The sequence below is a fragment of the Metabacillus sp. RB-C-LZQ-3-1 genome, from assembly GCF_058315175.1.
In genome coordinates this window covers 288,037-299,760 of sequence record NZ_JBZFLI010000003.1, presented here as the reverse complement: position 1 = coordinate 299,760, position 11,724 = coordinate 288,037, and the positions used below count along the sequence as shown (strand labels likewise).

Here is an 11,724-nt window from a genome sequence, read left to right as displayed (position 1 = left end):
AAGTTACCTCCTCTAAGCTCTAAGCGGATAACCCATAGTTGACATTAGGGCTAGACCAGGCTGTGTAGAGTCAAGGCGACTGTATTGAACAATAATAGGAATATCGCTTTCTACTTCAATAGAATATGGAACACCAACTGGTATTTTCCTACCGTCCAATTCTAAAGATGAGGTTCGAAGGTGATTACTTCTTTTTCCTTGAACAATGACCGGAATCTTTTCGATTGGGTCACGGTCTTCAAAATAAATTGTAATAAACAGTTGTGCATCCTGATGATGACAATTTAGGATACAGATGGATTCATGACTAACTAATTCCCCAGTACTTTGTGGTGGAATATACCCATCTGGTATAATCCAATGTGTTTCTCCTTTACCAGTATACATGCTAATTCCTCCTTCATAAATGTATAAATTATCCCATTACATTTATTATAATAACAGCAGCAGGGTTGATTACCGTTTCATTTCCCTTTTCTACAGAATGAAAATGTCTTTTCTCTTAATCATATAAAATATGAACGAACATAAATAGATAATTATCAGACAAAAAAGTTTAGAAATCAGTGTATTTTTCATAAGTTAATAGAGATCGAGATGGTGCCTTTGGTTATGTTATGATACTCAAGCCTTTCACTCCATCCAATCAACCATTATAAAAATAGTGCACTATCCAATTAGGATAACGCACTATCTTAAATACTCAGTTATTTCAATTCTTCCATTTTTACAGCATCCATATCTGTAAACGTATAATTTTCACCAGCCATAGCCCAAATAAATGTATAGTTGCTAGTGCCTACACCTGAATGAATTGACCATGGTGGAGATAAAACAGCTTGTTCATTTTTCACGAGTAAATGTCTTGTTTCTTTCGGTTCTCCCATAAAGTGGAATACTCTTGAATTCTCGTCCATATCAAAATAGAGATAGACTTCCATACGACGATCATGAAGATGCGCTGGCATTGTGTTCCACATATTGTTAGGCTCTAATAATGTCATCCCCATCATTAACTGACAGCTTTGAATGCCATCTGCATGAATGTATTTATAGATTGTACGCTTATTTGATTCACTATCAGATCCTAAATGAGTTGGCTCCGCATCTTCAATTGGTGCTTTTTTCGTTGGATATTGTTTATGTGCAGGAGTGGATACAATGTAAAACTTAGCTGGATCTGATGAGCTCTTGCTCTCGAATAATACTTCTTTGTTACCTAATCCAACATATAGACAATCTCTTTTATTCAATGTATATGCTTGCCCATCAACTAAAACAGTTCCTTCTGCTCCAATGTTGATAATGCCAACTTCTCGTCTTTCTAAAAAGTACTCTGTTTTTAAAGTTTCTTGATCTTCTAGTTTAAGAGCTTGATTAGTTGGAATAGCACCACCAGTTACAACACGATCATAATGTGAATACGTCATGTTGATTTCACCTTGAACAAACAGTGAATCAATTAAAAAATCACTTCTTAATCTTTCTGTAGTATAACTTTTAAAATCTGTTGGATTTGTCGCATGTCTAATTTCCATTTTCTTATTCCCCTTTCAATTTTCATAATCTAGTAAAAGCTAAACTTAAGAGCTCATCCATCCACCATCAACACATAAAATATGACCATTAACATAGCTGGAAGCATCAGATGCTAGAAAAATGACCGCACCCTTAAGATCTTCAGGAGTCCCCCAACGACCTTGAGGAATTCTAGAAGTAATATACTCGTTCCGCTCTTTATTTGCTCTTAGTTGAGAAGTATTATCTGTTTCCATATAGCCTGGAGCGATAGCGTTTACATTCACACCTCTGCTTCCCCATTCATTTGCAAGAGATTTAGTTAATCCTGCAACAGCATGTTTGCTAGCCGTATAGGCAGGTACTCTTAAGCCCCCTTGAAAAGAAAGCATAGATGCCACGTTGATGATTTTACCTGAGCCATGTTCAAGCATATGCTTTCCTGCTTCTCTGCAAAGCTGAAACACGGAATGCTGGTTGACCTTAATAACTTCAAACCAATCATCATCTGAAAAATTCTCAGCTTCCGCTCTTCGTATAATACCGGCATTATTAACTAAAATACCAATTCTATCCGTTATCGCTAATGCCTCAGTTACTAGCTTTTGGGCAGCTTGATCCTCTGACAAGTCAATTTTCAAGTCATGAAACACGCCACCAATAGATTCTATTTTGTTCCGTGTTTCTGTCATATCGCTCATACCAGCACCTATAACGGTAGCACCAGCTTCAGCTAATCCAACCGCCATACCTTGACCTAAACCACGGCTTGCTCCTGTTAATAAAGCAACTTTTCCTTTTAGAGAAAAAAGTGAATCCATTTCGGCCCCTCCTTGTTTATTATCGTACTTAAATGTTCGATATTGTTCAGTATAGTTTGATTATAGCACAAATAAAAAAGATGACAACGATAAATTATTTGGTTGCCGTCTTTTTTGGCATTTACTTAGCAAGTACAATGAGCTTGTTATTTTTAAATCGTTCGATTATGTTCGGTTTAATATATTTTTTGTTTATCTTCTTTTTATAAAAATATAAAAAACCTTCTCCAAAAAAGAAGAAGGCCTTTTAATCATAATTATAAAACAAATGCAAAATATGCCATAAAAATAAGAGCTAATACATAAACAATTGGATTTATTTCTTTGTGCTTCTTTAATGCAAGCATAGTAATAGGGTACATAATAAATCCAAGACCTATTCCGGTTGCTACACTATACGTTAATGGCATCATGATGATCGTCACAAATGCAGGTATAGCAATTTCAAGCCTCTCCCATCTTATGTGGCGGACCTCACTTGCCATTAAAGCTCCCACAATAATTAATGCTGGTGCTGTCACTTCTGAAGTAACAATCGAAAGAAGTGGAGAGAAAAATAAAGCTATGGCAAAAAATCCAGAAATAATGACAGAAGTAAAACCAGTTCTACCTCCAGCAGCAATACCTGCTGATGATTCAATAAAAGAAGCTGTTGTTGATGTTCCTAACACAGAGCCTGCGACAGAAGCTGAAGCATCTGCTAGAAGTGCACGGCCTGCATTTGGAATTTTATTTTCTCTCACTAAACCTGCTTGATTGGCAATTGCAATCAATGTGCCTGCTGTATCAAAAAATGCAACAAATAGGAATGTAAACACAACGGCTAATAATTCGATTGAAAAGATTTGATCTAATTGTAATAATGCTACACCAAAGGTTGGCTCTAAGCTTGGAATAGCTCCAACAATTGCAGATGGCTTTTCAATGACTCCAAATAACATCCCGATAATCGAAGTAAGAACCATTCCATAAAAAATTCCGCCACGTATGTTTTTTATTAGTAAAATAACTGTCACAATAAACCCAAAGATCGCTAATAATGTCGGACAGGATTGGATATTTCCTAGTGACACGAATGTGGCTGGATCAGCTTGAATAATACCTGAATTTTTCAAGCCAATAAACGCAATAAAGAAGCCAATTCCACTGCCAATCGCAAATTTTAAATCCTGCGGAATAACCTCAATGATTTTTTCGCGGATCTTAAAAATACTAAGAATGACGAATAATACTCCTGAAATAAACACTCCTGTAAGAGCTGTTTGCCAAGGGATCCCCATCCCAATAACAACTGAGTATGTGAAAAACGAATTTAGCCCCATGCTTGGTGCAATCCCTATCGGATAATTTGCTAAAAGACCAATCAATAAGGTCCCGATAATGGCAGAAACAGCTGTTGCTGTGAATACAGCCCCTTTGTCCATTCCTGCTTCTGATAACACTAAAGGGTTCACAACTAAAATATAAGCCATCGACAGAAAAGTTGTCATACCTGCTAAAATTTCTTGTCGATACGTTGTTCCTCTATCCGAAAACTGAAAAAATTGTTTCATCTTAACCTCCTAATAACTAAAGCGCAGGCGCCTTGGTTAGCCTAGGGCAAATAAGACGATTTAGAATTGAAGTCGTTCTATGCCTTCAATTCTAAATTGCCTTATGACCTCGAGGGGCTAGGCGCCGGAGCTGGATGTAAAAGCGCTTATCCACAGTACTTGGAATTAATAATTTCCTTAGACAACAAAAAAAGCTTTAGGGTCATCTACCCTAAAGCTTCAAATACAAAGATTACACACACCAGTAATAACTGCTAGTGAACATATGTAACCCTTGTAGTCATGCTATTTAAGGTAGCTTGGTAGAAACGTTTAGGCCATATTCCTAAACTTATACAAGGACAATATATTATATTAATATAAGAAAACATTTTAGAGAAAAAAAGCCCTGGCGTCAATGTAAATAATTCTCAAATTGATATTTTTATAGAAAAATAATGTTTACAAAACACAAAAAGCCTCAATACCTTTTCATATAAAGGCACTGAGGCTTTTAAAAAGACAATTATTAAATTTTATAATCCCTCTTAAACAACTTTCCTAAAATCTATATGTCTATCAAGTTTTCGTTTAATTCTTTGTAATGCGTTATCGATTGATTTTACATGGGTATTTAGCTCTTCGGAAATTTCAGCATAAGAATGTCCTTCCATATATAGCATTAAGACACTTCTTTCCAAATCACTAAGTAACTCTTTTATCTTTGTTTGTATTTCATTTACCTTTTCCTTGTTTATTAGAAATACTTCAGGATTTGTGACATTTTCTCCAGAGAGGACATCCATAAGAGTATATGTAGATTCCTCATTCATAAGCGGCTTGTCCAAAGAAATAGAAGAATTTAGCGGGCTATGCTTTTGACGGGAAGCAGTTTTTATTGCCGTGATGATCTGCCTTGTTATACATAATTCCGCAAAAGCGTAAAAAGAGGCCATTTTTTCTTGCCTAAAATCACGAATTGCCTTATATAATCCGATCATACCCTCTTGAAAAAGATCTTCCTTATCAGCACCAATTAAAAAGTATGACTTCACCTTCGAACGCACCAAATGTTGATATTTACTAATTAAAAAAGATAACGACTCACTATCTCCTTCATGAGACATCTCTATTAAAATATGATCGTCTAATGAAGAATAACGTTCAACAGGCTCTACTACGATGTTCACACTCACTCATATCCCTCCCAGTTATCTTTGAGTTTTTGATGATTTTCAAACTAGTAGATTTCCACTACTTGCTTTTAAATTTGTAGTGTTCCTACATTTCTTTTTTCTAATCTCCTTAATTCCTTTTCAGTAAGTATAAGTTTACAGGCTGAAAACTAAAAACGTTGTCGAAATATATAATGGAATACAAATTATTTTAAATTTCGATGGGAAGTTATGTTGAATGGGGGTGAGGTTTACTGAAATTCCCTAGAAAATAGGTGAAAAAAAGAGCTACCGGAATATATTGAACTCATAGCTCTTCTATCGTGGTTGGTTTATTTTTGTTTTATTAAAGTAAATCCAATTCAAAATTTGTGCTTCGAAACATGTACTACTTTCCATTATTCAGCTTTTTCTACATACACACTAACAATTTCAAAGGTTTCAGCATATTCACTAATTGTATACACATCTAAATTCCAGGAATTCCCCGGCTTTAAATCGAAAATCGAGCTAATTTCGCTATCTACGATCGTACCATCTTTATCATAAAATTGTACATCCACACTTATGTACCGATACTCCTGTTCAGAATTATTTTTTATCGTCCCGATCACTTTTGTTTCATAACGATCCTTTTGCATTTCCATATCTGTGAATTCTAGTTGAAAGGTTTCCTCAGCTTCTTCCCTAGGTAATGCGTCAGGAATTACCTCATCATAAACCTCGACGACATGAAATTGTGGTCCGACAATATAACCTGTTAGTACGGCAACCCCTATAAAGAGAAGAAAGCGAAGGAATCCGAACTTCTTTTTTTGCGGTACCCGATTTTTCTTTATATTTTCGTAAAAATCAATTTGAAACGTCAGATCTTGCTTAAAGGAGTTTGCATCATCTGGAGGCAAATCATTTATTTCAATTTTCGTTCCAGCAAAAAACAACTCCATTGTCACATAATAATCGACTTGTTTAACATGTAAATATTCTAATTTCTCATAAGCTACTTCCAACACTTTTGATTGATTAATTTCGTTATAATAGATAAATAATGCCCGGTCATCTGTTAATAAAAATAAACCCTTGTAGCCATCAAGCCCGCCAGTTGTGATATTCAAAATCGTTTCATCTTCATATAATACGTTTTGCAATTCATCTACTTCACGATATGAAAGATATTCATTTGCTTTGGAAAATTCTCTAATTTCTTCTCTTATGTATTCAATATTTTTCAATAAAGGTATCCTCCTTATAACATTTTGCACCTATCCATAAACTAACTATTTGTTAATGATCCTTTACCTTGCAATACAAATCCCTTCCCTATTTTAGCCAAAGGCTTTCCAACGTGCACTAAGTCAAATATCATGTTATTTTATGGAATGAGGTCTCCTGAGGTTATTTTTTTACAAAATATGTGTATTCAGACCTATGTGAAAGGATGTTTAGAAAGGGATTAAAAACTTGGTTTTCTAATCAATATAGTTATAGATGTCTCCATCGTTTACTCCATTAGAAAAGGAGTTGCATTAGCAACCCCTATCCTGGCTTTTATGATAATTCTATTGCTTCTTTCGCTGCATCATTTAATTGCTTAATCATTCCCTGAAGCATTTCCTCTGTAAACGCACCATTACTGAAATTTGATAAGGCACGCAATGGCATATATTTCATCATGGCTTCCATCATTTCAGAGAATTCCCCCTCATCTTGACTTGCTTGAGCAAATGGGCTTCCTTCTTGTGCTTTCATTAAAAGTTCCTTCGCAAGAGGAGCTACCTTTGGATTTGCAAATAAATCTCCGACAGTTGTATTACGATGAATGACAAACGGCAGTTCTGAAGTCGAGTTAACGACAACTTTTTCTGATAAGACAATTTCTTTAGAGCTTTTTCCTACTAATAGCTCGAATTCACCGCTTTCAACATGCCAATCTGCTAAATCTGTATGATAGTAGGCAAATGAACGCTTATCTAACGTGAACGTAACAGTTTTTTCCTCGCCAGGCTGTAAATCTACTTTTTCAAATCCTTTTAATTCTTTTTCAGGTCGGGTAATGCTGGTTTCAACATCCTTAACATATAGCTGGACAACTTCTTTCCCTGCAATACCCCCTGTATTTTTTACATTTACTGAAACTGTTAATGTATCAGTATCTTTGATTTCACTTGAACTAATTGAAAGATTGCTATATTCAAACGTTGTATAGCTTAAACCATAGCCAAATGGGAATAACGGCTCTACCTTTTTCGTATCATAATAACGGTATCCTACAAAGATTCCTTCTCGGTACTCCACTTTATCGCCATCACCTGGGAAATATAAGTATGATGGATTATCATTTAATTGTTTAGGGAATGTTTCAGCAAGCTTCCCACTTGGATTTGCATCTCCAAATAGAATGTCCGCAATCGCACCTCCAAGTGCTTGGCCTCCGAGATAACCTTCTAGCAATCCTTTCACTTTATCTAACCATGGCATTTCAATTGGTGCTCCATTGCTTAACACAACCACGATATTGGAGTTCACTTCAGCCACTGCTTCAATTAAGCGTTGCTGATTTTCTGGGATGTGTAAGTGCACACGGTCATAACCTTCAGATTCGTAGCGATCAGGCAAGCCGGCAAACAAGATAACAGTTTCTGCTTTTGCAGCTACTTCCTTTGCCTCTGCAATTAATGCATCATTTATTGTATCTTTATCACGATAATAGCCTTGTGCATACGTAATATTTGCACTAGATCCAGCTGATTTTTCGATTTCCTCAACAATGTTTTCAAGCTTTGTTGGCTTAATGTGAGAGCTGCCGCCACCTTGATATCTAGGTGCTTTCGCAAATTCGCCAATAACTGCAAGATTGCCTTGCTTTTTAAGCGGAAGAATTCCTTCTTCATTCTTTAACAATACCATGCTTTCTCTGGCTGTTTCTCTCGCAAGCTGGTGATGTGCTTCTTTGTCATACGTCGCATTTTCTTTCTTCTCTTCAACTGCTTTAAAAATAATACGTAATATACGCTCTACAGCAGCGTCAAGCTTTTCTTCAGATAATGTCCCGTTTTGAACCGCTTCAATAACCTTCTTCTCACCAATTCCTTTAGATGCTGGCATTTCAAGCTCTAATCCGTTTGCAAGAGCTACATCCCGTTCATTTACAGCACCCCAGTCAGAAACGACAAACCCTTCAAATCCCCACTCATCTTTTAAAATATCATTTAATAGATAGTTATTTTCAGAGGCAAATTCTCCATTCACTTTATTGTAAGAACACATAACTGTCCATGGCTGTGATTGCTTTACTGCCCCTTCAAAGCTAGCTAAGTAAATTTCTCTAAATGTCCTTTCGTCAACGATGGCATCTGTTGACATTCTTCTATGCTCTTGGTTGTTTGCTGCAAAATGCTTTAACGATGTTCCAACTCCTTGACTTTGAACACCTTTAATATGGTTAGCTGCCATTTCAGATGATAGATAAGGATCTTCTGAAAAATACTCAAAATTACGACCACATAAAGGAGAGCGCTTAATATTTGCTCCTGGTCCAAGAAGAACAGCAACATCTTCGGCTTGGCACTCTTCCCCAAGTGCAACACCCACTTTTTGAATGAGATTTCGATCCCATGAGCTAGCCATACCTGCTGCTGATGGGAAGCATGTTGCAGGTACACTGTCAAATAACCCCAAGTGATCTGCCCCAATTTTTTGTTTACGTAACCCGTGTGGACCGTCAGTTACCATGATTGATGGTATACCTAATCGTTCGATTCCTTTTAAATTCCAGAAGTCTTTCCCAGAACATAAACCGGCTTTTTCTTCTAAAGTCATTTGTGATATCAGTTCTTTAATATTTCTTGTCATCCAAATCCCTCCAAGAATGTATTCAGGAAACGCTTTCTTATAAATTTATTATAAATCTACCGCTTTATCTTTTTTGGTATTATTTTAATTTTTATATCTCTTTTTTAAGATTACTTCAAAATGATATACTATACTTTATCCAGAATAGTTAATGGGAGGTGTTAGTAATGAGCGTTAAGAATTTATCTTATATTTGCAAACTTATTTACGAGTCTTTTAAAATTCCTGTTACTTATATTAATGAACAAGATTCTGTAGAACTTGAATATGGATCCCATTACATACAGAATCCTTTCTATACGTCACCGCAAGACTTTTATCAAGGGATCAACTTTCCAAAGGAGCTTGTATATTTTCCTTTCGTAAGTACAACCACTTATAATGAAAATTATTTTATGATACAGGTTGCAGATCAAAATCAATATAATGGAACAATTGTCGTAGGTCCCGCACTTCCAATTGAGCTTACTGGTGATCGTTTGCAAGCATTAGTTTATGATTTATCAAATCAACAAAATATAAGAGACTTGTTATTACAATATTATGAATCTCTTTCTCGTATATCTAGCCTTACATTTATTCATATCAGCATGCATCTCTACTATATGTTGTATCAAAAACCCCTAGACCCTGCAGAAATTATTCTTAACAATAAATTAGTAGGAGAGCAAACTCTAGAAATTGAGGATCCTCATATCACGATCTCTCTTAGGAGAGAGAATGTATCATTCCACCATGACCACCTGTATGAGAAAAAATTATTTCAATACATCAAAGAGGGAAGAAAAGAAGAGTTTTTAAAGGCCTATAAATTAAGTCCTGAACTAGGAGAAATGGGGGTTCTTTCAAAGAAGAGTCAATTAAGAAATAGAAAAAACCTAGGCATTTCAGCCATTACCTTAGCTACACGAGCAGCAATGGAGGGGGGACTTCACCATGAAATTGCTTACACACTTAGCGACCTATATATTCAAGAACTCGAGGAACTCACTGATATCAAAACAGCGGATATTCTCATTGAACAAGCATTTAGTGACTTTGCAGAACGAGTACGGAAAAATAAACAGCAAAAGTATTCCAAACCAATCAATATGTGCTTGAACCATATTTTTAATAACCTTTATGAAGATATCACACTCTCAAGCCTTGCTAATCTCGTTGGAATGCACCCTAACTATTTATCGTCTTTATTCAAAAAAGAAGTTGGCCTGTCCATAGCAGAATATATCCAGCGAACGAAAATTGAAGAAGCAAAGTCATTATTAACTTTTACAAATTATTCATTGTTAAAGATTGCGACGATGTTAAATTTCCATGATCAAAGTTACTTTACAAAGATCTTTAAGAAATACACCGGAATAACGCCGAGAAAATATAAAAATACTTCTGAAGGAATAATTAAATGACGTAAAAAAAGCATCAATTTCAATCTATGGAAATTGATGCTTTTTTTATTGAATACTGTTATACCCTATTATCCTCATCTAATTTTACATTGTACCCTTTATCTTTAAGCACTTTATGTAACTGCTCAATATGATCCTGATTTTTTGTTTCAACCGATATTTCAAGCTCAGCAAATCCAGGGTAAATATGTTTACCTATTCGATTAAGATTAACAAGCTGAATATTTGCATCTAAGTCAGTAATAGAACTTAATACCCTTTCTAATTGACCAGGCTTATCTTTTAATGTAAGAGTAAAATGAGCATATCTTCCAGCTTCGACCATTCCTCGCTCAATAATCCTAGAAATAAAGTTAACATCTACATTGCCGCCACTCAAAATAGCAGCCACCTTTTTCCCTTTCAGATTCACTTTTTCATAAAGAAGAGCTGCAAGCGAACTGGCACCAGAGCCTTCGACCAATAATTTATTTCTTTCGAGTAGCATAAGCATTGTTCGGGCAATTTCCATTTCATCTACACAGTAAATATCATCAACAAGATCTTTAATGATTTCAAAGGTCCGCTCCCCAGGTTTTTTAACAGCAATACCATCAGCCATCGTTGGTGTTGCTTCTACCATAACTGGTTTCTTTTCTTGTAAAGACATTTTCATACTGGGACAAGCAAGCGTTTGGACTCCATAAACAGAGATGTCTGGATTTTTTCCTTTCACTGCCATCGCTACGCCAGCAATGAGACCACCGCCTCCAACAGGGCAAATAATCGCATCTACGTCTGGAAGTTGATCAATGATTTCAAGTCCAACCGTACCTTGGCCAATCATAACGGCATCATCATCAAAAGCATGGATAAAGGTAGCACCCATTTTATCTTTAAGCTCCAATGCAAAGGAAAGTGCCTCATCAAATACATTCCCCTCCAAAATGACTTCTGCACCATATTGCTTTGTTGCCAATACTTTACTAAGTGGCGCACCCTTCGGCATGACAATTGTACACGGAATACCAAGCATCTGACTGGAGTACGCAACACCTTGAGCATGATTCCCAGCCGATGCTGCTACAACTCCCTTTTTCAATTCTTCCTCTGATAGAGAGATCAACTTATTATAAGATCCCCTTACTTTAAAGGAGCCTGTCTTTTGAAGGTTTTCTAGTTTTAAATACACTTCATTATGAGAAAGGTCACTAAATGTTTTAGAATAATCAAGATGAGTTGTGTGGACAATTCCCTTCAACTTCTCCTTTGCCACGATGATATGATCGAGATTCAACATGTTATTCCTCCTAAAAAACACACTTACTTCTTTTTAGGATGCATGATGAAATGAATAATATTACTACTTTTTATAAAAACGAAAACGAGGAATTATAGCTTATAACTTAAACTTTTTCCTTTTTAGTGATAATGCTCTATT

The 11,724-nt window shown here is 35.8% G+C and carries 9 protein-coding genes and 1 riboswitch; of the genes, 1 reads left to right on the top strand and 8 read right to left on the bottom strand.

The annotated features are described in order from the left end of the window. Positions 1–12: 12 nt before the first annotated feature. The 7 genes from AC4GZ8_RS06865 to AC4GZ8_RS06835 all read right to left on the bottom strand — a co-directional run bounded on the left by AC4GZ8_RS06865 (position 13) and on the right by AC4GZ8_RS06835 (position 8,898). Entirely contained in the window at positions 13–387 is a 375-nt protein-coding gene (locus tag AC4GZ8_RS06865) for a sensory rhodopsin transducer (RefSeq protein ID WP_491081075.1), read from the bottom strand. Between the two features lie 320 nt (positions 388–707). Beyond that, a complete protein-coding gene (gene kduI / locus AC4GZ8_RS06860; protein ID WP_491081074.1) occupies positions 708–1,538 on the bottom strand; it encodes a 5-dehydro-4-deoxy-D-glucuronate isomerase in 831 nt (276 codons plus the stop codon). 45 nt (positions 1,539–1,583) lie between these two features. Then, positions 1,584–2,339: a 2-dehydro-3-deoxy-D-gluconate 5-dehydrogenase KduD gene (gene kduD / locus AC4GZ8_RS06855; protein WP_491081073.1), complete on the bottom strand. Its 756-nt coding sequence runs from the start codon at positions 2,337–2,339 to the stop codon at positions 1,584–1,586. Positions 2,340–2,596: 257 nt separating this feature from the next. Further along, the gene (locus AC4GZ8_RS06850; protein ID WP_491081072.1) at positions 2,597–3,892 is read right to left on the bottom strand and encodes an NCS2 family permease; all 1,296 of its coding nucleotides are present in this window, start codon (positions 3,890–3,892) and stop codon (positions 2,597–2,599) included. A 257-nt stretch (positions 3,893–4,149) separates the two neighbouring features. Next, positions 4,150–4,251, bottom strand: a riboswitch (purine riboswitch). A gap of 168 nt (positions 4,252–4,419) precedes the next feature. Next, entirely contained in the window at positions 4,420–5,067 is a 648-nt protein-coding gene (gene sigH / locus AC4GZ8_RS06845; RefSeq protein ID WP_491081071.1) for an RNA polymerase sporulation sigma factor SigH, read from the bottom strand. 377 nt (positions 5,068–5,444) lie between these two features. Next, positions 5,445–6,278: an FxLYD domain-containing protein gene (locus AC4GZ8_RS06840; RefSeq protein WP_491081070.1), complete on the bottom strand. Its 834-nt coding sequence runs from the start codon at positions 6,276–6,278 to the stop codon at positions 5,445–5,447. Between the two features lie 316 nt (positions 6,279–6,594). After that, positions 6,595–8,898: a glycoside hydrolase family 3 C-terminal domain-containing protein gene (locus AC4GZ8_RS06835; protein WP_491081069.1), complete on the bottom strand. Its 2,304-nt coding sequence runs from the start codon at positions 8,896–8,898 to the stop codon at positions 6,595–6,597. A gap of 167 nt (positions 8,899–9,065) precedes the next feature. Between AC4GZ8_RS06835 and AC4GZ8_RS06830 the strand changes: the two genes are divergently transcribed. Next, a complete protein-coding gene (locus AC4GZ8_RS06830; protein ID WP_491081068.1) occupies positions 9,066–10,304 on the top strand; it encodes a helix-turn-helix domain-containing protein in 1,239 nt (412 codons plus the stop codon). A gap of 58 nt (positions 10,305–10,362) precedes the next feature. Here the strand turns inward: AC4GZ8_RS06830 and ilvA are convergent, their stop codons facing one another. Continuing rightward, positions 10,363–11,583 carry a threonine ammonia-lyase gene (gene ilvA, locus AC4GZ8_RS06825; RefSeq protein WP_491081067.1) on the bottom strand — a complete coding sequence of 407 codons (1,221 nt, stop codon included), beginning with the start codon at positions 11,581–11,583 and terminating at the stop codon, positions 10,363–10,365. Positions 11,584–11,724: the final 141 nt, after the last annotated feature.

What these genes read in the sequence shown, in the direction of transcription:
- AC4GZ8_RS06865 (WP_491081075.1), bottom strand. Translation starts at nt 387, where the DNA reads ATGTATACTGGTAAAGGAGAAACACATTGGATTATACCAGATGGGTAT.
- AC4GZ8_RS06835 (WP_491081069.1), bottom strand. Translation starts at nt 8,898, where the DNA reads ATGACAAGAAATATTAAAGAACTGATATCACAAATGACTTTAGAAGAA.
- kduI (WP_491081074.1), bottom strand. Translation starts at nt 1,538, where the DNA reads ATGGAAATTAGACATGCGACAAATCCAACAGATTTTAAAAGTTATACT.
- ilvA (WP_491081067.1), bottom strand. Translation starts at nt 11,583, where the DNA reads ATGTTGAATCTCGATCATATCATCGTGGCAAAGGAGAAGTTGAAGGGA.
- AC4GZ8_RS06830 (WP_491081068.1), top strand. Translation starts at nt 9,066, where the DNA reads ATGAGCGTTAAGAATTTATCTTATATTTGCAAACTTATTTACGAGTCT.
- AC4GZ8_RS06850 (WP_491081072.1), bottom strand. Translation starts at nt 3,892, where the DNA reads ATGAAACAATTTTTTCAGTTTTCGGATAGAGGAACAACGTATCGACAA.
- kduD (WP_491081073.1), bottom strand. Translation starts at nt 2,339, where the DNA reads ATGGATTCACTTTTTTCTCTAAAAGGAAAAGTTGCTTTATTAACAGGA.